Origin of the sequence: Zhihengliuella halotolerans, assembly GCF_004217565.1 — a bacterium.
In the GTDB taxonomy this organism is placed as follows: domain Bacteria; phylum Actinomycetota; class Actinomycetes; order Actinomycetales; family Micrococcaceae; genus Zhihengliuella; species Zhihengliuella halotolerans.
In genome coordinates this window covers 1,089,220-1,111,274 of sequence record NZ_SHLA01000001.1, presented here as the reverse complement: position 1 = coordinate 1,111,274, position 22,055 = coordinate 1,089,220, and the positions used below count along the sequence as shown (strand labels likewise).

At 67.8% G+C, this 22,055-nt stretch carries 24 protein-coding genes and 1 tRNA gene; 15 read left to right on the top strand and 10 right to left on the bottom strand.

Annotated elements, in window-relative coordinates:
* Positions 1–20: 20 nt before the first annotated feature.
* Complete coding sequence (locus tag EV380_RS04985; RefSeq protein WP_130449749.1) at positions 21–689, bottom strand: MBL fold metallo-hydrolase; 669 nt, start codon at positions 687–689, stop codon at positions 21–23.
* Positions 690–1,152: 463 nt separating this feature from the next.
* Between EV380_RS04985 and nrdH the strand changes: the two genes are divergently transcribed.
* The 4 genes from nrdH to nrdF all read left to right on the top strand — a co-directional run bounded on the left by nrdH (position 1,153) and on the right by nrdF (position 5,036).
* The gene (gene nrdH / locus EV380_RS04980; protein WP_102159981.1) at positions 1,153–1,398 is read left to right on the top strand and encodes a glutaredoxin-like protein NrdH; all 246 of its coding nucleotides are present in this window, start codon (positions 1,153–1,155) and stop codon (positions 1,396–1,398) included.
* Positions 1,391–1,831 (top strand): class Ib ribonucleoside-diphosphate reductase assembly flavoprotein NrdI, encoded by a 441-nt coding sequence (gene nrdI, locus EV380_RS04975; protein ID WP_130449747.1) that lies wholly within the window; start codon positions 1,391–1,393, stop codon positions 1,829–1,831. Before nrdH ends, nrdI begins: the two co-directional genes overlap by 8 nt.
* Complete coding sequence (gene nrdE / locus EV380_RS04970) at positions 1,801–3,969, top strand: class 1b ribonucleoside-diphosphate reductase subunit alpha (protein ID WP_278030535.1); 2,169 nt, start codon at positions 1,801–1,803, stop codon at positions 3,967–3,969. The genes nrdI and nrdE overlap by 31 nt, the downstream gene beginning before the upstream one ends.
* Before the next feature lie 92 nt (positions 3,970–4,061).
* A complete protein-coding gene (gene nrdF / locus EV380_RS04965; protein ID WP_102159975.1) occupies positions 4,062–5,036 on the top strand; it encodes a class 1b ribonucleoside-diphosphate reductase subunit beta in 975 nt (324 codons plus the stop codon).
* Here nrdF and EV380_RS04960 read toward each other — a convergent pair.
* On the bottom strand, positions 5,033–5,497 hold the full coding sequence (locus EV380_RS04960; protein ID WP_130449745.1) for a ribosomal maturation YjgA family protein: 465 nt from the start codon (positions 5,495–5,497) through the stop codon (positions 5,033–5,035). The two genes, nrdF and EV380_RS04960, sit on opposite strands and share 4 nt — an antisense overlap.
* 142 nt (positions 5,498–5,639) lie before the next feature.
* Between EV380_RS04960 and EV380_RS04955 the strand changes: the two genes are divergently transcribed.
* On the top strand, positions 5,640–6,491 hold the full coding sequence (locus EV380_RS04955) for a thioesterase family protein (protein WP_102159971.1): 852 nt from the start codon (positions 5,640–5,642) through the stop codon (positions 6,489–6,491).
* Positions 6,492–6,494: 3 nt separating this feature from the next.
* Here the strand turns inward: EV380_RS04955 and EV380_RS04950 are convergent, their stop codons facing one another.
* Complete coding sequence (locus EV380_RS04950; RefSeq protein WP_130449743.1) at positions 6,495–7,103, bottom strand: uridine kinase family protein; 609 nt, start codon at positions 7,101–7,103, stop codon at positions 6,495–6,497.
* Positions 7,104–7,118: 15 nt separating this feature from the next.
* Here EV380_RS04950 and EV380_RS04945 point away from each other — a divergent pair, with 15 nt between their 5' ends.
* Entirely contained in the window at positions 7,119–7,856 is a 738-nt protein-coding gene (locus EV380_RS04945; RefSeq protein WP_130449741.1) for a lipoate--protein ligase family protein, read from the top strand.
* Between the two features lie 12 nt (positions 7,857–7,868).
* Here the strand turns inward: EV380_RS04945 and EV380_RS04940 are convergent, their stop codons facing one another.
* From EV380_RS04940 to EV380_RS04920, 5 genes are all read right to left on the bottom strand, one after another.
* Positions 7,869–8,108 carry a hypothetical protein gene (locus EV380_RS04940; protein ID WP_102159965.1) on the bottom strand — a complete coding sequence of 80 codons (240 nt, stop codon included), beginning with the start codon at positions 8,106–8,108 and terminating at the stop codon, positions 7,869–7,871.
* A gap of 57 nt (positions 8,109–8,165) precedes the next feature.
* Positions 8,166–8,777 (bottom strand): MBL fold metallo-hydrolase, encoded by a 612-nt coding sequence (locus tag EV380_RS04935; RefSeq protein WP_130449739.1) that lies wholly within the window; start codon positions 8,775–8,777, stop codon positions 8,166–8,168.
* A gap of 2 nt (positions 8,778–8,779) precedes the next feature.
* Complete coding sequence (locus EV380_RS04930) at positions 8,780–9,883, bottom strand: S-(hydroxymethyl)mycothiol dehydrogenase (protein WP_130449737.1); 1,104 nt, start codon at positions 9,881–9,883, stop codon at positions 8,780–8,782.
* A 145-nt stretch (positions 9,884–10,028) separates the two neighbouring features.
* The gene (locus EV380_RS04925) at positions 10,029–10,307 is read right to left on the bottom strand and encodes a glutaredoxin domain-containing protein (RefSeq protein ID WP_102159959.1); all 279 of its coding nucleotides are present in this window, start codon (positions 10,305–10,307) and stop codon (positions 10,029–10,031) included.
* A 113-nt stretch (positions 10,308–10,420) separates the two neighbouring features.
* A tRNA-Leu gene (locus EV380_RS04920) sits at positions 10,421–10,506 on the bottom strand.
* A 158-nt stretch (positions 10,507–10,664) separates the two neighbouring features.
* On the opposite strand from EV380_RS04920, the gene EV380_RS04915 reads away from it, so the two are divergent.
* Both EV380_RS04915 and EV380_RS04910 read left to right on the top strand, forming a co-directional pair.
* Positions 10,665–11,984 (top strand): M20/M25/M40 family metallo-hydrolase, encoded by a 1,320-nt coding sequence (locus tag EV380_RS04915; protein WP_130449735.1) that lies wholly within the window; start codon positions 10,665–10,667, stop codon positions 11,982–11,984.
* Positions 11,985–11,987: 3 nt separating this feature from the next.
* On the top strand, positions 11,988–13,151 hold the full coding sequence (locus EV380_RS04910; protein WP_130449733.1) for an acyl-CoA dehydrogenase family protein: 1,164 nt from the start codon (positions 11,988–11,990) through the stop codon (positions 13,149–13,151).
* 6 nt (positions 13,152–13,157) lie between these two features.
* Here EV380_RS04910 and EV380_RS04905 read toward each other — a convergent pair whose 3' ends face one another.
* Positions 13,158–13,412: a DUF5703 family protein gene (locus EV380_RS04905; RefSeq protein WP_130449731.1), complete on the bottom strand. Its 255-nt coding sequence runs from the start codon at positions 13,410–13,412 to the stop codon at positions 13,158–13,160.
* Between the two features lie 124 nt (positions 13,413–13,536).
* Between EV380_RS04905 and EV380_RS04900 the strand changes: the two genes are divergently transcribed.
* The 3 genes from EV380_RS04900 (at position 13,537) to mshC (ending at position 16,061) form a co-directional block, all read left to right on the top strand.
* Positions 13,537–13,770 (top strand): hypothetical protein, encoded by a 234-nt coding sequence (locus tag EV380_RS04900; protein ID WP_102159951.1) that lies wholly within the window; start codon positions 13,537–13,539, stop codon positions 13,768–13,770.
* Between the two features lie 99 nt (positions 13,771–13,869).
* Positions 13,870–14,706, top strand: coding sequence for an undecaprenyl-diphosphate phosphatase (locus EV380_RS04895; RefSeq protein ID WP_102160006.1), 837 nt, complete (start codon positions 13,870–13,872; stop codon positions 14,704–14,706).
* A gap of 62 nt (positions 14,707–14,768) precedes the next feature.
* Complete coding sequence (gene mshC, locus EV380_RS04890) at positions 14,769–16,061, top strand: cysteine--1-D-myo-inosityl 2-amino-2-deoxy-alpha-D-glucopyranoside ligase (RefSeq protein WP_130449729.1); 1,293 nt, start codon at positions 14,769–14,771, stop codon at positions 16,059–16,061.
* 11 nt (positions 16,062–16,072) lie between these two features.
* On the opposite strand, the gene EV380_RS04885 is transcribed toward mshC, so the two are convergent.
* Complete coding sequence (locus tag EV380_RS04885) at positions 16,073–16,942, bottom strand: PAC2 family protein (protein WP_130452091.1); 870 nt, start codon at positions 16,940–16,942, stop codon at positions 16,073–16,075.
* Between the two features lie 252 nt (positions 16,943–17,194).
* Between EV380_RS04885 and EV380_RS04880 the strand changes: the two genes are divergently transcribed.
* From EV380_RS04880 to arc, 4 genes are all read left to right on the top strand, one after another.
* On the top strand, positions 17,195–17,953 hold the full coding sequence (locus EV380_RS04880) for an HAD family hydrolase (RefSeq protein WP_130449727.1): 759 nt from the start codon (positions 17,195–17,197) through the stop codon (positions 17,951–17,953).
* Positions 17,950–19,092 (top strand): site-2 protease family protein, encoded by a 1,143-nt coding sequence (locus EV380_RS04875; RefSeq protein ID WP_130449725.1) that lies wholly within the window; start codon positions 17,950–17,952, stop codon positions 19,090–19,092. The genes EV380_RS04880 and EV380_RS04875 overlap by 4 nt, the downstream gene beginning before the upstream one ends.
* 94 nt (positions 19,093–19,186) lie before the next feature.
* On the top strand, positions 19,187–20,269 hold the full coding sequence (locus tag EV380_RS04870; protein WP_102159941.1) for a tRNA (adenine-N1)-methyltransferase: 1,083 nt from the start codon (positions 19,187–19,189) through the stop codon (positions 20,267–20,269).
* A gap of 50 nt (positions 20,270–20,319) precedes the next feature.
* A complete protein-coding gene (arc, locus tag EV380_RS04865; RefSeq protein ID WP_130449723.1) occupies positions 20,320–22,047 on the top strand; it encodes a proteasome ATPase in 1,728 nt (575 codons plus the stop codon).
* The last annotated feature ends 8 nt before the right edge of the window (positions 22,048–22,055 follow it).

The following is a 22,055-nucleotide window of genomic DNA, read 5'->3' as shown; positions in this document are numbered from 1 at the left end:
GCGCCCCGGAACGGTCGCTCCTACCAGCCGCGTTCCTTCCATTCGGCCAGGTGCGGGCGCTCGGCCGCAAGCGTCGTGGCGTCGCCGTGGCCCGGCAGGACGTCGGCGTCGTCGTAGACGTCGAACAGGCGCCCGACGACGTCGTCGTAGAGGGCTGCGAAACGCGCGGCGTCACCCCACGTGTTCCCGAGCCCGCCCGGGAAGAGGCTGTCGCCGCTGAAGACGATCTCCCGTTCGAGCCCCGCCCCGGAGAGCACGAACGCGATCGAGCCGGGGGTGTGGCCGCGCAGGTGCACGCAGTCGAGGACAAGATCACCGACCTCGAGGCGGTCGCCCTGGGCCAGCTGCCTCTCGATGCGCACCCTCTCGGCAGCCTCGATGGCGGGCCCGTCGTCGACGCCCGCGGCCAGCGGTGCGCCCGTCGCCTCGGCGACGGCAGCGAGCGCCCGGACGTGGTCCCAGTGCTGGTGCGTCGTGAGGATCCACTCGACGCGCACCGGCGACTGCGCGTCGCCCGCGGCCTCGGCGAGAAGAGCGGCGATGGCGTCGGCATCGTCTGCGGCGTCGATCACGATCTGTGCGCCCGTGGCCCTGGACGTGATGACATAGACGTTGTTGTGCATGTCCGAGACGGAGATGCTGCGGACGGTGACCTGGTCGGTCGAGAAGCGCAAGGTGTCGGTGCTCATGCCCTCGTTCCTACGCCACGGACCGGGGCCGGCGCAAGACGCGTGGCACGGGGGAGCGACGTGGATGAGGTGCACCACCGCACCGGGTGGCACCGGCCACTCGAGTGGCCCTGCGGGCGGTCCGGCGACACGCCGATCCGGAGTCGACACGCCACGAGTTCGAGTTGTGAATTCGGCCTCCACAGGGTGTGGACAGAAACTGCCCAACTGCATGATCCCGGGCCAAGAAACGGCAAAGATATCCCCACAACCTGTGGACGACGGCAGCGGGTAATGACATACTTGTAAGACAAGATCTTGGGGTCGATGATCGCGCGGCCCACTAGATGTAGTATCGATATCGCGACCGGGACAGCAGCGGACGACGCCGAGGGACAGGGCGCTTCCAGCACGCTTCGGCAGCTCTTTCAGCCGCGGACAGACCAAGAAGATCACGATATTTAAGGGACGAGGGGTTCAGGCCATGACCGTCACGGTATACACCAAGCCGGCTTGCGTTCAGTGCAACGCCACCTACCGCGCACTGGACAAGAAGGGCGTCGTCTACCAGAGCGTCGACATCTCACAGGACGCCGACGCCCTCGAGCGCGTGCGCGCCCTGGGCTACATGCAGGCCCCGGTTGTCGTCACCGACGCCGACCACTGGTCCGGCTTTCGCCCGGACAAGATCGAGGAGCTGGCCGCTTCCGCCGCCACCTCCGTTGCCTAACGCAGCCTCAACGACGTCCAGCCGCCTCGTCTACTTCTCTTCGATCTCGGGCAACACCGCCCGGTTCGTGGAGAAGCTGGGGGTCGAGGCGGCCCGGATCCCGCTGTATGCGCGGGAGCCGGAGCTCACCACCCAAGAACCATTCGTTCTTCTCCTGCCGACCTACGGGGGAGAGGAGGGGCAGCACTCAGTCCCTCCCCAGGTCCTCAGATTCCTGAAGCAGGAGCAGAACCGCAACAACCTCCGCGGCGTCATCGGCGCGGGCAATACGAATTTCGGCACAGCCTACTGCCTCGCCGCGCGCAAGATTTCCGCGAAATGCGACGTGCCGCTGCTGTACCGCTTCGAACTCATGGGCACGCCGGATGACGTGGCCAACGTACGTCAAGGATTGGAAGAGTTTTGGAAACATCAGTCGCGGAGCCGACCGTGAACCAGGACGGCAAGGAACTAGCGGCAGCGTGGCAGGGGCTCGGATACCACGAGCTCAACGCCATGCTGAACCTCTACGACGCCGAGGGAAAGATTCAGTTCGGCGCCGACCGTGCAGCGGCGCGGCAGTACTTCCTGCAGCACGTCAACAACAACACCGTCTTCTTCCACGACCTCGATGAGAAGCTCGAGTACCTGATCAAGAACGAGTACTACGAGCGCGAGACGCTCGATCAGTACTCGATGAACTTCATCCGGGACCTCTACAAGCGGGCCTACAACAAGAAGTTCCGCTTCGAGACGTTCCTCGGCGCGTTCAAGTTTTACACGAGCTACACACTGAAGACCTTTGACGGCAAGCGCTACCTCGAACGCTACGAGGACCGCGTCTGCATGGTCGCCCTGCACCTGGCCCGCGGCGACGAGGAACTGGCCGCGCAGCTCGTCGAGGAGATCATCGACGGCCGCTTCCAGCCCGCCACCCCGACCTTCCTGAACGCCGGCAAGGCCCAGCGCGGCGAGCTCGTCTCCTGCTTCCTGCTGCGCATCGAAGACAACATGGAGTCCATCGCCCGCGGCATCAACTCCGCCCTGCAGCTCTCGAAGCGCGGCGGCGGCGTGGCCCTGTCGCTGACGAACATCCGCGAGCACGGCGCTCCCATCAAGCAGATCGAGAACCAGTCCTCGGGCGTCATCCCCGTGATGAAGCTCCTCGAGGACTCCTTCTCCTACGCGAACCAGCTCGGCGCGCGCCAGGGTGCCGGCGCCGTGTACCTGCACGCCCACCACCCGGACATCCACCGCTTCCTCGACACGAAGCGCGAGAACGCCGACGAGAAGATCCGCATCAAGACCCTCTCCCTCGGCGTCGTCATCCCCGACATCACGTTCGAGCTGGCCAAGAAGAACGAGGACATGTACCTCTTCTCGCCGTACGACGTGGAGCGCGTCTACGGCCAGCCGTTCTCGGAGATCTCGGTCACCGAGAAGTACTACGAGATGGTCGACGACCAGCGGATCACGAAGACCAAGATCAACGCCCGCGAGTTCTTCCAGACCCTCGCGGAGATCCAGTTCGAGTCGGGCTACCCGTACGTCATGTTCGAGGACACGGTGAACCGGGCGAACCCGATCAAGGGCAAGATCACGATGAGCAACCTCTGCTCCGAGATCCTGCAGGTCTCCTCGGCGTCCGTGTACTCGGACGATCTGGGCTACGAGGTCGTCGGCAAGGACATCTCCTGCAACCTGGGCTCGATGAACATCGCCAAGACGATGGATTCGCCGGACCTCGGCGCCTCGGTGGAGACCGCGATCCGCGCCCTGTCGGCTGTGTCCGATATGTCCTACATCGCCTCGGTGCCGTCGATCGCTGAAGGCAACCAGCAGTCCCACGCGATCGGCCTGGGCCAGATGAACCTGCACGGCTACCTGGCCCGCGAACGCGTCCACTACGGATCCGACGAGGGCCTGGACTTCACCAACATCTACTTCTACACGGTGCTCTTCCACGCACTGCGCGCGTCGAACCGACTCGCGATGGAGAAGGGGGAGACGTTCGGCGGCTTCGAGGACTCCCAGTACGCCTCCGGCGAGTTCTTCGACAAGTACACCGACGCCGAGTGGGCACCGCAGACCGAACGGGTGCGCGAGCTCTTCGCGAACACGCACATCCCCACGCAGGACGACTGGCGCGCGCTGAAGGCCTCGGTCATGGAGCACGGGATCTACAACCAGAACCTGCAGGCGGTGCCGCCGACCGGCTCGATCTCCTACATCAACAACTCGACCTCGTCGATCCACCCGGTCGCGTCGAAGATCGAGATCCGCAAGGAAGGCAAGCTCGGCCGCGTCTACTACCCGGCCCCGTACCTCGACAACGACAACCTCGAGTACTACGCGGACGCGTACGAGATCGGCTACGAGAAGATCATCGACACCTACGCCGCGGCGACGCAGCACGTCGACCAGGGCCTGTCCCTAACGCTCTTCTTCAAGGACACGGCCACGACACGCGAAATCAACAAGGCCCAGATCTACGCGTGGCGTAAGGGCATCAAGACGCTCTACTACATCCGCCTGCGCCAGCTCGCCCTCGAGGGCACCGAGGTGGAGGGTTGCGTCAGCTGCATGCTGTGACGACCCACCACTGAACCGTACGACGGCGGGCGGGCGCCCGCCGTCGTACGCTTGATTCAACCGCGAACTCGTGACGAAAGAGCAGGGGAGACATGACCGACCCGGTCAAACTTCATGGCCACGTTGAGGCCATCAACTGGAACCGCATCCAGGACGACAAGGACGTCGAGGTGTGGAACCGCCTCGTGAACAACTTCTGGCTCCCCGAGAAGGTGCCGCTCTCCAACGACGTCCAGTCGTGGAACACGCTGACCCCGCAGGAGCAGACGCTCACGATGCGCGTCTTCACCGGGCTGACCCTGCTCGACACGCTGCAGGGCACCGTCGGCGCGGTCTCGCTCATCCCGGACTCGCTGACGCCGCACGAGGAGGCCGTCTACACGAACATCGCGTTCATGGAGTCGGTGCACGCCAAGAGCTACTCCTCGATCTTCTCGACCCTGTGCTCGACGAAGGAGATCGACGAGGCCTTCCGCTGGTCGCTCGAGAACGAGAACCTGCAGAAGAAGGCCCAGATCGTGGAGTCGTACTACCACGGTGACGATCCGCTGAAGAAGAAGGTCGCCTCCACGCTGCTGGAGTCGTTCCTCTTCTACTCGGGCTTCTACCTGCCGATGTACTGGTCCTCGCGGGCCAAGCTCACGAACACGGCCGACCTCATCCGCCTCATCATCCGCGACGAGGCCGTGCACGGCTACTACATCGGCTACAAGTACCAGAAGGGCCTCGAGAAGGTCTCCGAGGAGCGCCGGAACGAGCTCAAGGAGTACACGTTCGAGCTCATGTACGAGCTCTACGAGAACGAAGTGCAGTACACGCACGACCTCTACGACGGCGTCGGCCTGAGCGAGGACGTCAAGAAGTTCCTGCACTACAACGCCAACAAGGCCCTGATGAACCTGGGCTACGAGGCGATGTTCCCATCCTCGGTGACGGACGTGAACCCGGCGATCCTGTCGGCGCTCAGCCCCAACGCGGACGAGAACCACGACTTCTTCTCCGGCTCCGGCTCGTCCTACGTGATCGGCAAGGCCGTGAACACGGAGGACGAGGACTGGGAGTTCTAGTCCAAATCTGCTGTCGGGCCCCGGTCGCGCGTGTCGCGGCCGGGGCCCGCTTGCGTCCAGCGCCGGGTCGCGCGCAAGAACACTGCGTCGACGGCGGCCACGGCCGCTGCGCCGGCGGCATAGGCCGGCAGGTCCGCCACCACGAAGGTCGTGCCCAGCACGAGCGCGATCGGCGGGAAGATCTCAGCCAGGTTCCCGGGCACGGGCGTCAGCTGGAACAACTCGACGGCGAAGCAGAGGCACGCCGCCACGACGGCGGCGCGCAGCGGACGCCAGCCGGGTGCGACGAAGGCGACGAGCAGGTAGATCAGCACCGCGTAGAGGACGCCTCCCGCCACGTTTCCGGCGCCGCCCTCGAGCAGGAAGCGCGCGGCCAGGCCCAACGGGACCACGCACAACCCGGCAGCGGCGAGGAGCAGGCGTCGTCGGGTGCTGGGCGATGCGAAACGGGGCGAGGTCATCCCGGGAGTCTATCGCCGCGCAGCGCCGGACCTCGGCCGAAGGGCGCACCGGTCCGTTAAGGCTCATTAACACCCGTGCCCGATTCTTCACTAGGCTGGGACCGCGTCGCCGCCGACGCCTGTCACCACGGAGGAGAAGCCGATGCCCAAGGCACCAACGCACACGCCCGCCGCCGAGTCAGAGCTCCCGGAGCTCGCAGCCGGGGACTTCTTCTACGAAGACCTGGGCGAGGGGCGCTACCGCTCGACCGTGCATGCGCAGGGGGCCTGGAACCCGCACGAGCAGCACATGGCGCCGGCCACCGGCATCATTGTGCACGAGCTGGAGAAGTTCCAGCCCCGCGAGGACATGCGCATGGCCCGCGTCAGCCTCGACATCCACGGCATCATCCACGGCGGTGAGTTCCACATCGAGACGCGCATGATCCGACCTGGCCGCACCATCGAACTCATCGAGGCCGAGATGATCGCCGGCGGCCGGACGTCGATCGTCGCCCGCGCCTGGCGCCTGAAGACCGGCGACAGCTCCGCGGTCCACGCGATCGAGGACGCCGCCGTCGCGCATCCGGAGGACCTGCCCGCATGGACGGGGATGTCGCCGTGGCCCGGCGGCTACATCGAGGGTCTCGACTTCCGCGTCGAGGACGGCCACCGCGCCGGCCGAGGCACCGTCTGGCTGCACAACGGCTTCGACATGGTCTCCTCGGGCCCGACCAGCCCGCTCGTGCGCCTGCTCGGCATGGTCGACACGGCCAACGGCGTCGCCCCGCGCGTCGCCCCCGGGCCCGGATCGTGGATGTTCCCGAACCTCGACCTTCAGATCCACATGCACCGCGCGCCGGCGGGCGAGTGGCTGGGGCTCCAGGCGCAGCAGACCTACGGCGACGACGGCATCGGGCTCACCTCTGCAGTCCTGCACGATGTCAACGGCCCGTTCGGCCGCAGCGAGCAGATCCTCACGGTGCGCCCACTGCCCGCCGGCGCCGCCGGGTGAGCGCTACCCGAGCGCGGAGAGCATCTTCTTGACGGCGCGCTTGCGCAGGGGGACGAACCCCGCGTCGAGATAACGACGACGCAGCTCGCCCTCCGCGCGGAACAGCGCCCAGCCGCGCTTGAGCAGGAACGGGATCGGCTTGCGCCGCTCGGCGACGTCGCGTGCGAAGCGGCGCACGGCCGTCGCGAGCGGCGGCGTGTCGACGTAAAGCGCCTGAACCGGCACATCCTGTCGGCGCAGCGGCTCGAGGATCAATTCGCCGAAGATCCCCTCCGCGATCACGGGACCGCGGTCGAGGCTCACGAGGGAGTGCCCGGCGTAGCTCGACGTGGAAATCGAGTAGTTCGGCACCCGCGTCTGGCCGGTCTCGAGCAGCTCGATCACGGCGTCGACGGCCGCCTGCAGGTTCCAGGTGCCGGGGTGGTCCCAGTCGACCTCGCCATACCGCGTCGCGGGCAGCGGAGACTCGGCCGTGTTCTCGGCCAGTTCGCGGTAGAAATTATCAAGCACGAGATGGGGGTCGCCGAAGCGCGCGGCCAGGTAGGATTTGCCGGCGCCTGAGGCGCCGCCGAGGAGGATGAGGGTCTGAGACGACGATTGCACGGGGTCCATCCTAGAATCAACGGCATGACTGCATGGAATTCCGCCGCCGTCGGCCCGCTCACTGTCGTCCGCGGGTCGGCCTCAGGAGACCCGGCGCGAGACCTCGCCGCCGGCGTCGACCTCCTGCAGGCGGTGCGTTCCGGCGAGGCGGGCCCCACACTGCGTCTCTACCGGCCGGCGCCGACGCTGGCCTTCGGCCAGCGCGACACGCGCCTGAAGGGGTACGACGACGCCGCGCGCATTGCGGCCGACGCCGGGTTCGCGCCGCTCGTGCGCAAGGCCGGGGGCCGGGCCGCCGCGTACCACCGGGGCACGCTCATCGTGGACCACGTCGAACCCGATCACGAGGCCATGCTCGGGCATCAGGGCCGGTTCAGGGCCCTCGGCGAGCTCTACGCCGGCGCGCTGGGCCGGCTCGGCGTCGACGCCCGCGTCGGCGAGATCCCCGGCGAATACTGCCCGGGTGAATTCAGCGTGCACGGTGTCCCGGGAGCCGGTGCCAGCGCGCGTCACCCCGTGAAGCTCGTCGGCACGGCGCAGCGGGTCGTCGCCGGCGCCTGGCTCTTCGCCTCCGTCTTCGTCGTCGAGGACTCCGCCCCGCTGCGCGCCGTGCTCACGGACGTCTACGACGCGCTGGACGTGCCCTTCGATCCCGGCACCGCCGGGGCCGTTAACGACCTCGTGCCCGGCGCAACCGTGGCCGGCGTCGAGGACGCCCTGCTCACGGCCTACGCCGAGCACGTGGAGTTGGCCGGGCACTGAGGCCGCGGCGACTCACCGCCCGTCGGTCCGGCCGCCCCGCCGAAGGCCGAGGACGTACGCCCCGGCCAGAAGGCACAGCACGCCGGTCACGTAGAGGACGGCGCTCGTCCTGCTCATCATGACCACCTCGGAGAGCATGGCGCCCTCCGACAGCGGCGCGTAAGCGAACCACCCGAACGTCAGCTCCGCCGAGGAGACGGCGGCCGCGACGAAGGCGAGCAGCCCCGCGGCGAACGCGGCGCAGACAAGCATCAGCGATCGCCGGCCGGCCGGCTTCCCCGTTCTTCCCATCCTCTGTGGCCCGCCGTTCTAGGCCTGGATGTTCGGGGCTTCGTCCCCGATCCGGGTGGAGTCACCGTGGCCCGTGCGCACCACGGTGTCTTCCGGCAGCACGAGCAGCTTGGTCCGGATCGACTCGACGATCGTGTCGAAGTCGCTGTAGGAACGGCCCGTTGCGCCGGGACCGCCGTTGAACAGCGTGTCTCCGGAGAAGACGGTGCCCAGCCCCGGGGCGTGGAAGCACGTGGAACCGGGGGAGTGGCCCGGCGTGTGCACGGCGACCAGCTCGGCGCCGGCGATCGTGAAGACGTCGCCGTCGGCGATCTCGTGATCCGGGGTCGTTCCGGGGTAGACCGCCTCCCACAGCATCTGGTCCGCCGGGTTCATCCAGATCTCGGCACCCAGCCTGTCGGCCGCCTCGCGTGCGAAGCGGATGTGGTCGTCGTGCCCGTGCGTCAGGAGAATGGCTTCCACCTTCCGGTCGCCGACCGCCGCGGCGATGGCGGCGACGTCGTGGGCCGGGTCGATCACAAAGACCGCTGCGTCGTCGCCGACGATCCAGACGTTGTTGTCCACCTCCCACGTCCCGCCGTCGAGGCTGAACGTCCCGGACGTGACGAGGTTCTCAATACGTGCGCCCATCGTCAGACCTCCTGACTCGCGGGGAGTTCAACGACGGAGCGCAGGACCTTGCCGCCGTGCATCTTCTCGAACGCCGCCTCGACGTCGCCGAGTTCGATGCGTTCGGTCACAAAGGCGTCCAGGTCGAGGCGGCCGAGCTTGTACTGCTCGACCAGCATCGGGAAGTCGCGGCTGGGCAGGCAGTCGCCGTACCAAGAGGACTTCAGCGAGCCGCCGCGGCCGAAGACATCGAGAAGCGGCAGCTCGATCTTCATGTCGGGGGTCGGGACGCCGACGAGCACGACGCGGCCGGCGAGGTCGCGCGCGTAGAACGCCTGCTCGTAGGTTTCCGGGCGGCCGACTGCCTCGATGACGACGTCGGCGCCGTTGCCGCCGGTGAGTTCGCGGATCGCCTCGACGGGGTCCTGCTCGCGGGAGTTCACGCCGTGGGTCGCGCCCAGTTTCTTGGCCATCTCGATCTTGTCGGGATCGATGTCGACGGCGATGATCGTCGTCGCCCCGGCCAGCGCCGCACCCGCGACCGCTGCGATGCCGACGCCGCCGCAGCCGATGACGGCCACGGATTCGCCTCGCTTGACCTCACCCGTGTTGATCGCGGCGCCGATGCCCGCCATGACGCCGCAGCCCAGCAGGCCGACGGCGGCCGGGTCGACGTCGTCGTCCACCTTGGTGCACTGGCCCGCAGCGACGAGCGTCTTCTCGGCGAACGCGCCGATGCCCAGCGCAGGGGAGAGCTCTGTGCCGTCCTCCAGGGTCATCTTCTGCGTGGCGTTGTGGGTGTCGAAGCAGTACTGCGGCTGGCCCTTAGCGCACGCGCGGCACTGGCCGCAGACCGCGCGCCAGTTGAGGATGACGCGGTCGCCCACGGCGACGTCGTCCACGCCTTCCCCGATCTGGGAGACGACGCCGGTCGCCTCGTGGCCGAGCAGGTACGGGAACTCGTCGCCGATGCCACCCAGCTTGTAGTGGAGGTCCGTGTGGCAGACGCCGCACGTGAGGATATCGACCACCGCTTCGCCGGGTCCGGGATCGGGAATGACGATCGACTCGATCGTTGCGGGGGCGTCCTTCGCCTTGACGACGACGCCCTGGACGGTCTGGGGCATGCTGCCTCCTGGGTTCGGCACTGAAACGTTTCGGGGCCGTCCGGTCAGCCGGACGGCCCCTTCATCAAACCACGCTCGGACACTCCGGATCGAGCGTTGGACGCGCGTGGCTCGTCCTGTGACGTATCAGTTACGTATCAGTCGGCTACACGGCTTGTTCAAGGCGCTGCCGGACCTCGTCGATGCGCGGATTCGTGGCCGCACTGCCGTCAGGGAAGATCAAGGTCGGGACCGTCTGGTTGCCACCGTTGAAGGACTCGACGATCTCCGCGGTCCCAGGGGTGTCCTCGATGTTGACCTCGCGGTAGGCGATGCCCTCGGCGTCCATGATGCGCTTGAGGTTGCGGCAGTAGCCGCACCACGACGTGGTGAACATCGTGACGCCGGAGGTGGGGACGTATTCGCTCTTGGCTGCTTCGTTCATATCGGTCTCAACCGCGCGAGTGCGGTGACTATTCCGGGCCCGACGGACTGCGGATACAGCGAAGGCCGGCTTCCTCATGGAAGCCGGCCTTCATGTCCGCGAACGGACCTCTGTGCGCGAGGGGGGACTTGAACCCCCACCCTCTAATACGAGGACTAGCACCTCAAGCTAGCGCGTCTGCCTATTCCGCCACCCGCGCAGGTGAACTATTTCCGCAGGTCAGGAGCGTTTTTCTTTTCTCCCGCCGCGTCAGCAGCGAGTAATACTCTACACCATGATTTCGACGGACACCAATTCACGGGTTGTGGCGTGCGTCGCTAGTGTGGAGTTACGGATCCACCACGGAAGGATGACGCCATGAATTCACCTCGTCAGCAGGCCATCACCGCCGAAGAGGAGGTCGTCGAGATCTGCCGGAACCTCATCCGGATCGACACCTCGAACTTCGGAAACAACGATTCCCGCGGCGAACGCCGGGCTGCCGAGTACGTGGCGGCGCTCATGGCCGAGGCCGGCGCGAACCCGGAGATCTTCGAGTCGTCGCCGGGGCGGGCCAGCGTCGTCGGCCGGATCGAGGGTCAGGACCCCTCGCTTCCCGCGCTCGTCGTCCACGGCCACCTCGACGTCGTGCCCGCGCAGGCCGAGGACTGGACCGTCGATCCGTTCTCCGGCGAGATCAAGGACGGGCTCATCTGGGGGCGCGGCGCCGTCGACATGAAGGACATGGACGCGATGATCCTCGCGGTCATGCGCTCCATGCACCGCAACGGCCAGCGGCCCCAGCGGGACATCGTCTACGCCTTCTTCTCCGACGAGGAGGCCGGCGGCGACTACGGGGCCGGATGGCTGGTCCAGAAGCACCCCGAGCTCTTCGACGGGGCCACCGAGGCCATCAGCGAGGTCGGCGGATTCTCCTCGACGATCAACGGACGCCGCGCCTACTTCCTGCAGACCGCGGAGAAGGGGATCAACTGGCTGCGTCTGCAGGCCACCGGACGGGCCGGACATGGCTCCCAAATCAACGACGACAACGCCGTCGCCCGGTTGGCCGGGGCGGTCAGCCGCATCGGCGCCCACCAGTGGCCCATCGAATACACCAAGACTACGCGGGCCTTCCTCGACGGCGTCTCCGAGATGACCGGCGTCGAGTTCGACGAGGACAACCCTCAAACGCTGCTCGACGAGCTGGGCACGGTGGCCCGGTTCGTGGGGGCGACCCTGCAGAACACCTCCAATCCGACGGCGCTGAAGGCGGGCTACAAGCACAACGTGATTCCGGGCCACGCCGAGGCCATGATCGACTGCCGTACCCTACCCGGACAGGACGAGCTCGTCCTCGAGACCCTGCGGGGCCTCGCGGGCGATAGCGTGAATATCGTCACGGACCACGCCGACATCTCCCTCGAGGTCCCCTTCTCCGGCGATCTGGTCGAGTCGATGGTCGCCAATCTCAAAGCCGAGGACCCCGACGCGGTCGTGCTGCCGTACATGCTCTCCGGCGGCACGGACAACAAGTCCCTGGCCCGGCTGGGCATCACGGGGTACGGATTCGCCCCGTTGCGCCTGCCGGCCGATTTGGACTTCACCGGCATGTTCCACGGCGTCGACGAGCGCGTCCCGGTCGACGCGCTCCAGTTCGGCGTGCGGGTCCTGCACCGACTGATCTCGACCTACTGAATCATGGCGATCCTGCATCCGGCCCTCGAGTCAAGCGTCCGAACCATCCTGAGCGAGGAACTGCTCTCCGGGCTGCGCGAGCGCGCCCGCGCACACGACGAGTCCAACACCTTCGCCCGGCAGGACTTCGACGCGCTCGTCACGGCCGGCTTCCTCAAGGCGCTGCTGCCGGTCGAGCGCGGAGGCGCGGGCTGGGGGCTGGCCGAGGCGGCGGCCGCGCAGCGGCTGCTCGGCGCACACGCTCCCGGCACCGCACTGGCGGTGAACATGCACCTGGTGTGGGCCGGCGTCGTGCGACTGCTCAACACGAGATCCGACCACCGGTTGGACTTCGTGGATGACTGGATCGAGGAGGGCCACGTGCTGGCCTTCGGGATCTCCGAGCCGGGCAACGACCACGTGCTGTTCGACTCCACCACACATGCCGAAGAGGGCGCCGACGGCGTGCGCTACACCGGCAGGAAGATCTTCACGTCCCTCTCGCCGGCTTGGACGCGGCTGGGGGTCTTCGGAAAGAACGACGACGGCGAGCTCGTGCACGCATTCGTCGACCGGGATGATCCCGGAGTAGGGATCGGGGACGATTGGGACACGCTGGGGATGCGGGCCAGCCAGTCCCAGTCCACGCGCCTCGACGGCGCATTGGCCCCGCGCGAGTGGGTTCACACCCGCCTGCCGGCCGGGCCCCAGCCCGACGCGCTGGTCTTCGGCATCTTCGGCGCCTTCCTCACGCTGACCGCCTCCGTGTACGCCGGGATCGCCGATCGCGCTCTGGAGCTGGCGGCGAAGCACCCGGCGAAGCGCCGCTCGTTGGCGGCGGACCGTTCCCTCGATCAGGACCCCGACATTCGCTGGCGGGTCGCGGAGGCCGGGATGGACGTCGTCGCGCTCGACGCGTTCCTCACGCAGATCACCAGCGATCTGGACGCCGGCGTCGACCACGGCCCGGCGTGGTTTCCGAAGCTCGTCAGCCTGCGCACCCGCGCGGGCGACGTCGCCCGCTCATCGGTGGACGCAGCGCTCAAGGTCTCCGGGGGAGCGCAGTACTACCGCGGTAGCGAGCTCGAGCGGCTCTATCGGGACGTGCTGGCCAGCCTGTACCACCCCTCGGACGCCGAGTCGGCGCACGCGACGGTCGCGAACTGGCTGCTCGGGCCGCTCGACTAGGGGCGGTCAGTAGACTTGCATGGTGCGTTCGACGCGCATGACCCGACGACGCAACCAGTAGCGGTAGAGGCCGCCCGAGTACTTCACGGTGCGCTTGAGTTCCCATTTGCCGTACTCCGCGTGTTCGACCAGGCCCTGGCGCGCCTGCGCGAGTGACTGTCCCGGGTAAACGGTCACGACGAGGTACTCGTACGGGTCCTGCGGGTCCCTGACCCGCTCGGCCGTCGGGAAGCTGGACGGTGGCTGCGAACGTTGCTGCATATGTGAGAGAGAGTACCCCGACGGGCGCCGATTTCAAGACGTGAAATACACCACGGACGCGAGGGCCGCCGCGCGAAGAAAATGGGCTCTACCCAGTTTCCCGATTCAGCGGTACGGTCAGAGCATGACTACAGATCCGCGCATTGCTTTGGAAGCACTGAAGGTGTCCTTGGACGAGCACCTGAGCGCCATCGTTTCGCGCCGGAGCGACTCGGATCCCGCTGTCGAGGCCGCGTTCTTCGCCGTTGCCGACGCCTTCGAAAGCTACGAAGACGCACTCTACGACGCCCACGAAGAAGTCCTGCCGCTGGAGTTGTATGACGACAGCGAAGACGACGAGGAAGACGAAGACGGCTGATCGCCCGCGTCGTCCGGCTGATCCCGGCAAACTATGAACTTGCTCCGACAGGGGTGTGTCCGGCTCTAGCCGTCCCAGCCGTCCAGTAGTGTCGTGGTCGTGAGTTGGATAGAAGCAATCATTCTGGGCCTCGTGCAGGGGCTGACCGAATTCCTGCCGATCTCCTCGAGCGCGCACGTGCGCATCGTCGGGGAGTTCCTGCCGAACGCACAGGACCCTGGCGCCGCCTTTACCGCGATCACGCAGCTCGGCACCGAAGCCGCCGTGATCCTGTACTTCTGGAACGACATCGTCCGCATCATCGGCACCTGGTCGAAGTCCCTCATCGGGAAGGCGCCCCGCAACGACCCCGATGCGCGCATGGGCTGGCTCATCATCATCGGCAGCCTTCCCATCGCCATTCTGGGGCTGCTCCTCGAGGACTACATCGACACGACCTTCCGCAGTCTCTGGATCACTGCGACGATGCTCATCGTCTTCGGCATCATTCTCGCGTTCGCCGACACGTACGGACGGCAGCAACGCGAGCTCAAAGACCTGACCTACAAACACGGCATCATCTACGGCCTCTTCCAGGCGTTGGCACTCGTCCCCGGCGTCTCGCGTTCCGGCGGCACCATCACCGGTGGCCTCATTCTCGGCTACACCCGTGAAGCCGCGACCCGCTACGCCTTCCTGCTGGCCATCCCAGCCGTCGTCGCCTCCGGCCTCTACAAGCTGGCGAAGTCCCTCGGGGACCCATCGCTCAACGGCCCCTACGGCATGGCGGAAACGCTCGTGGCTACGGGCATCGCGTTCGTCGTCGGCTACGCGGTCGTCGCGTGGCTGCTGCGCTACATCTCGACGCACAACTACCGGCTGTTCGTCTGGTATCGAATCGCCCTCGGCATCGCGATCTTCCTTCTTCTCGGGTTCGGGATTATTAATCCCGTCTAGAACGCTGAACCTTTAGGGCTCGAGCGAGCCCGCTTTTCTTCGTCGATCCGAAAGGACGCATCGTGCACGCTTGGCACGCCCCTGTCATCCCGCCGCTGCCCACTCTGGCGGCCAGCGCCGAAGCGGCCCCGCTTCACCTTCACGACTCGTCGAGCCGCGAAGTCGCGCCCGTTCGGACGGGCGCCGAGGCCAGCCTGTACGTCTGCGGGATCACACCCTACGACGCGACGCACATGGGCCACGCGGCCACCTACGTGTCCTTCGACCTGCTCAACCGCCTGTGGCGCGCGCAGGGACGCGACGTCTCCTACGTGCAGAACGTCACCGACGTCGACGACCCGCTGCTCGAGCGCGCCGAGGCGACCGGTGTCGACTGGCAGGATCTGGCGAAAGAACAGACCGACCTGTTCCGGCGCGACATGGAGGCGCTCCGCGTCATCCCCCCGGCCGAGTACATCGGGGCCGTCGAATCGGTCGAGTGGATCGTGCCCGTCGTCGAACGGATGCTCGCCGACGGCTACGCCTACCGCGTGCCCGGCGGCGAAAGTGAACCCGACGGAGACGTGTACTTCGACTCCGCCGCCGCGGCCAACAGTGCTTGGCACCTCGGCGCGGTCAGCGGCTACGACACCGTGACGATGGCTACGTTCTTCGCCGAGCGCGGTGGCGACCCCGAGCGGGCCGGCAAGCGCAACGCACTCGATCCAATGCTCTGGCGCGTGGCCCGCGACGGCGAGCCGCAGTGGGACGGCGGCAGCCTCGGCGCCGGCCGTCCTGGCTGGCACATCGAGTGTTCGGTCATCGCGCGCCGCTTCCTGCCCGCCCCGTTCACGGTCCAGGGCGGCGGCAGCGACCTGATCTTCCCGCACCACGAGTTCTCGGCGGGGCATGCGAGCGCCCAGGACGATACGGTGCTGGCCGAGCACTTCGTGCACGCCGGCATGGTGGGCCTCGACGGTGAAAAGATGAGCAAGTCCAAGGGCAACCTGGTGCTCGTCTCGAAACTGCGCGAGACCGGGACGGACCCGATGGCGATCCGCGCCGTTCTGCTCGGCCAGCACTACCGCAGCGACTGGTTCTGGACCGACGCGCTCCTGACGGCGGCCGCCGAACGGCTGTCGGCGTGGTCGAACCGCCTGTCGACTGCGACGCGCGCGGAGGCCGACTCGCTCCCGCCGCTCCTCATGGGCCACCTGGCGAACGACCTCGATGCCCCGTCCGCTCTTGCGGAACTCGACGCGTGGGCCGCCTCCGCCCCGGAGGGGGAGACCGACTCGTCCGCGCGCGAGGAGCTCGTCGACGCGATCGACGCTCTCCTGGGCCTCAAGCTCGTGTCCGACGACCACCGCGCCTGAATCGGCGCCGGTCAGGCGCCGTCGGTGCGACCGTCGTCGCGACCCTGATCGCGCCGCTTGAGGTAGCGCTCGAATTCGCGTGCGATCGATTCGCCGCTCGCCTCCGGTAGATCGGCGGCGTCCTGCGCCTCTTCGAGCTGTTTCACGTACTCGCCGATCTCCTCGTCGTCGGCCGCGAGCTCATCAACACCGCGCTCCCAGGCGTCCGCATCCTCCGAGAGCGCGTGCAGGTCGAGCGAGAGGTGCAGCAGATCCTCGAGGTGGCGCATGAGGGCATACGTCGCTTTGGGGGAGGGGGACTGCCCGACGTAGTGGGGGACGGCGGCCCACGCCGAGACCGTCGGGACCCCTGCCGCCGCCGCGAGCGCGGCCAGCACGCCGACGATGCCAGTCGGCCCCTCGTAGCTCGACGGCTCCGCCTTGAGAATCGCGCGCAGCTCGTCGTGCTCGCTCGTGCGCGTCACCGGGATGGGGCGCGTGTGCGGAGTGTCGGCGAGCAGCGCGCCCGTGAGCACGAGCGCTTTCACGCCATTGGCCTCGGCGAGCGTGAGCAATTCGGCGCAGAAGGCCTTCCAACGGTACGTCGGTTCGACGCCCCGGACGAGGATCAGATCGAAATCGTGGTCCTTCAGCGCGGCCCGGTAGAGGCGGGTCGCGGGCCAGTGGACGATCCGCTGTCCCGCAGCGTTCCGCCGGACCGACGGCCGGGAGAACTGGTAGTCGTAATAGTCGTCCTCGCCGATCGTCGCGAACCTCTGCGCGTCGAATTCGGTGGCGAGCAGGCGCGCGGCATCGCTGGCCGCCCCGCCGGCGTCGTTCCAGCCCTCGAAGGCGACAACCATGACGCACGGCCGCCCGTTGCCGCCTTCGATCGTGTCCATCGCCTCGAGGAGGCTGCCGCGCTGCCCCGGCGCGTCGCCGGCCGCAGGGGAGCCACCGGCGTCGTCGTGACCCGGTTCGTCAGGATCTTGCTGTCGATGCGAATTCTCAACCACGAGATCACCCTAGCGCGGCCCGGCGTGCGGCGCGCGTCATCCCGCGCGCTCTTTTCGCACGACGACGACGTCGCGGCGTTCGCTGTCGGCTGGCCCGCAGAGGCGGGCCGCTCGGCGTGTCCCCGATAGACTGGCCGCATGCCTTCGACTGACTCCGCGGTTGCCGCGACCGCCAATCGATTCGACCCCAGCCACGGCCTGCAGGCCGTGCTGTGGGACATGGACGGGACGATCGTCGACACCGAGCCGTACTGGATCCGTGCCGAGAAGGACCTCGTCCACGGTTACGGCTGCGAATGGACGCACGAGGACGCGATGCGGCTCGTCGGCAACGCCCTGCCCGTCAGTGCCGCGATGATCCGCGACGCGATCGTCGCCGGCGGCGGCCCCTCCCTGGAGATCCGCCACATCGTCGACACGCTCTCGCACGAGGTCATGTCCAGTGTGCGTCGGGCGATCCCGTGGCGGCCCGGTGCGCGCGAGCTCCTCGAACAACTCGCCGCAGCAGGCGTCCCCTGCGCGCTCGTCACGATGTCCGAAGGGCCCCTGGCGGGCCTGGTCGTGGACGCGCTGCCGCCCGGCACCATGCGGTTCAAAGTGACCGGTGACATGGTGCAGCGCGGAAAGCCGCACCCGGAACCCTACCTGCAGGGTCTGGAGCGCATGGGCGACATCGTGCCCGGCCTGGAGGCGCGCCGCGTCGTCGCCATCGAGGACTCCGTACCCGGCGTCGCCTCGGCCGCCGCGAGCGGCTCGGTTACGATCGCCGTGCCGCACTTCATCGAACTGCCGCCGCCGGAGAACTGGACCGAATGGGAGACCCTGGCCGGGCGAACCGCGGACGATCTCGACGCACTGGTCCGCAGCTTGCCGGCCTCCGGCGGGACCACAGCGTGAGTGGGCGTCCCGACACCGAGGAGTCCTCCGCCCGCTCCGGGATACCCCTCGGCCGCATTGCCGGCGTGCCCGTCACGCTCGCGTGGTCCTGGTTCGTCATCGCCGCGTTCGTCGTCTTCGCGTTCGGCCCCGACGTGGGCCGGGCCCTGCCCGGCATCGGCGCCGGCGCCTATGCGGTTGCGCTCGTCTACGCGGTCCTCTTGCTGCTCTCCGTGCTCGTGCACGAACTGGCGCACGCACGACTGGCCAAGGCGTACGGGTGGCCTGGCGCGCGCATCGTCCTGACATTGTGGGGCGGGCACACGCAGTTCGGCAGCTTCAACGCCACGCCGGGACGCTCGCTCGCGGTGGCCCTGGCCGGCCCGGCCGCGAACTTCATCATCGCCGGGCTCGGGCTGCTCGCTCAGACCCTGCTGTCTCCGGGCGGCGTGGTCGGGCTTCTGCTGAGCATCCTCGTGCTGGCGAACTTCCTCGTCGCGGTCTTCAACGTCCTGCCGGGGCTGCCGCTCGACGGAGGACGTCTCGTCGAATCGCTCGTCTGGCGGATCACGGGCTCGCAGGAGCGCGGCACGATCGCCGCCGGCTGGGCCGGACGCATCATCGCCGTCGGTCTGGTTCTCGCGTTCGTCGGCTGGCCGCTCTACCGGTTCGGCACCGTCGACTTCACTCTCGGCATCGTGGGCCTGCTCGTCGCCGGTTTCATCTTCATGGGCGCGAGCGCCTCGATGCGCGATGCCCGCATGCGGCTGCGGCTGCCGTCCCTGAGCGCCGCCGCGCTGTCGTCGCCGGCCGTGGGCCTGCGCGCCGACGCGACGCTGGCCGACGTCGTCGAACGCGGCCGCAACGTCGTCGAGGGAACCGAGGTCGTGCTGGTCGGCGCGGGCGGGCGCCCCGAGGCCGTGATCGACCCGCCCTCGTTGGCCTCCGTCCCGCGCGACCTCTACGGTACGACGCCGGCCGCGAGCGTCGCCCGGGCCCTCGCGGCGGGCGCCGTGGTGCGCGAGGATGCGGCGGGCCAGCCGCTCGTGCAGTATCTCGCCTCGCTCAAGGGCAGCGAATACGCCGTCGTCGACATGGCGGGCGCCGTCACCGGGCTGCTGCGCCAAGAGACGGTCGTCCGGGCGATCACCGGACGCTGAGCCGGAGGGCATTAGAACTTCCCGCGTGCGTGCGGGAGAATCCATACACCGACGTCGCCCCGACCGGGGCGGATCCGACGAAGAAACGAGCACGATGACCGAGTTCCTTGCCCCACAGCCCCGCGAAGACGTCCACGCCCAGGGGGCCAGGATGCGCCGCGGACCGCTGAGGCCAGGCGATCGCGTGCAGCTCACGGACGAGAAGCGCCGGATCAACACCATCACACTGAAGACCGGCGGAGAGTTCCACACGCACAAGGGCGTGCTGCACCACGACGAGCTCATCGGCCGCCCTGAGGGCTCCGTCATCCACAATTCCGTAGGCCACCGCTATCAGGTGCTGCGTCCGCTCGTCAAAGACTTCGTGCTCTCGATGCCGCGCGGCGCCACGGTCGTCTACCCGAAGGACGCCGGACAGATCGTGCAGATGGGCGACATCTACCCGGGTGCCCGCGTCGTCGAGGCGGGCGTGGGCTCCGGTGCGCTGTCGATGTCGCTGCTGCGCGCCGTCGGCGACGCCGGCTACCTGCACTCCTTCGAACGCCGCGAAGAGTTCGCGCTCATCGCCCGAGACAACGTGGAGGCCGTCTTCGGTGGCGCCCACCCGGCCTGGCGCATCACGCTCGGCGACTTCCAGGAACAGGTCGTCGCGACGGAGGAGCCGGGCTCCATCGACCGCGTGGTCCTGGACATGCTCGCGCCCTGGGAATGCGTCGACGCGGTCGCGACCGTCCTGGCACCGGGCGGCGTCTGGGTCAACTACGTGGCCACCGTGACGCAGATGTCCCGGGTGGTGGAAGCGATCCGGGCCACCGGACAGTTCACCGAGCCCGAGTCCTTCGAGACCATGGTGCGCGGATGGCACGTCGAGGGCCTGGCTGTGCGCCCCGATCACCGCATGGTTGCCCACACCGCGTTCCTCATCGTCTGCCGTCGCCTCGCCGACGGGACCGTCGGCATCCCCGGCTCCCGGCGCCCGAAGTCGGCCGAGTTCGCCCCGGAGGACGTCAGCGCGTGGACCAAGGATCACAGCGAGGACGAATGGACGCCCGAGGCGCTCGGTGAGCGCGGCTCGAGCGACAAGAAGCTGCGCCGGGCCGCCCGCGACGCGGCCGCGATCAGCGATGGTGCCGCAACCTCGGTCACCGAACTGGGTGAGACACCCGAGGTTGACTAGCATGAACCGAGGCTGCCACCGCCGGTAGCCAGCGTCAGGAGGGATGTGCGATGCAGAACGATTCACCAGCAGACGCGGACGATAACGCCCGCGCCGCGATCGCGAAGGCCGAACGCGAGGTGAACGTCCAGCGTGAAAAGGCCCGGTCCCTCGACCGGCAGCTCGCTACCGCGGCAGCCAACAACCGTAAGCTCGTCGATCTACTCGAACGTACCCGCGAGGAGATCACCACGCTGCGCGCCGGCCTCGACCGCGACGGCGAAACACCGTTCAACTTCGCGACGATCGTCGCGGTGCACCCGCGTTCCACTTTCTCATCCTCCACGGGCGCGGCTGGGGAGGGGCAGCCGCGCACGGCGATCTCGACCACACACGTGGCCAGCGTCGACATCCTGCACGGCGGGCGCAAGATGCGCGTCTCCGTCAGCCCGCTCATCGACATCGAGGCCCTGTGCGTCGGGCAGGAGGTGCTGCTCAACGAGGCCCTCGTGGTTGTGGCAGCACTCGGTTTCGAGGCGACAGGCGAGGTCGTCACGGTCAAGGAGATCCTCGACGTCGACCGCGTCGTCGCAATCGGCCGCGGCGACGATCAGCGCGTCGTCCGTATCGGCGCGCCCCTTCGCTCCGAGCACCTGCGCGTGGGCGATTCGCTGGTCCTCGACCCGCGCACCTCGTTCGCGATGGAACGCGTGCAGCTGACGGAAATGCAGTCGCTCGTGCTGGAGGAAGTCCCCGAGATCTCCTACGGCGACATCGGTGGGCTCGGGCCGCAGATCGAGCAGATCCGCGACGCCGTCGAGCTCCCGTTCCTGCATCAGGAGCTCTACGCGGAACACGGGTTGAGCGCACCCAAAGGCATCCTGCTCTACGGACCGCCCGGCTGCGGCAAGACCCTCATCGCCAAGGCCGTGGCGCGCTCGCTGGCCGACCGTGCAGTCGAGCTGACGGGCACCCCGTCCTCGCGCAGCTACTTCCTGAACATCAAGGGCCCCGAGCTGCTGGACAAGTATGTCGGCGAGACCGAGCGCCACATCCGACTCATCTTCGCCCGGGCCCGCGAAAAGGCGGCGACCGGGGACCCCGTCGTCGTCTTCTTCGACGAGATGGACGCGCTCTTCCGCACCCGCGGCTCCGGCGTCTCCTCCGACGTCGAGACCACGATCGTCCCGCAGTTGCTGACCGAGATCGACGGCGTCGAGAAGCTCGACAACGTGATCGTCATCGGCGCATCCAACCGCGAGGACATGATCGACCCGGCCATCCTGCGGCCGGGCCGGCTCGACGTGAAGATCAAGGTTCAGCGCCCGAACCGCACCGGGGCCGCCGAGATCTTCGCCAAGTACCTCACGACGGAGGTGCCGCTGCACGCGAGCGAAGTCGAGCTCGACGGCGGCGACGCAGCCGCGTGCGTGCGCCGGCTCATCGAGTCCACCGTCGAGCAGATGTACTCGTCCGAACCCGAGAACGAGTTCCTGGAGATCACCTTCGCCAACGGCGTGCAGCGGATGCTCTACTTCCGCGACTTCGCCTCCGGTGCGGTGATCCGCAACATCGTGGATCGCGCCAAGAAGTCGGCCATCAAGGACCTGCTCTCGAGCGGAGAGCGCGGCATCCGCGCGTCCCACCTGGCCGGCGCGGTGGTCGAGGAGTTCCACGAGCACGAGGACCTGCCGAACACCTCCAATCCCGACGACTGGGCCCGGATCACCGGCCAGCGCGGGGAGCGCGTGACCCACATCCGTCCCGTCGTGCACGAGCGGGCGGGGGAGCGGGCGTGAGCGTGCAC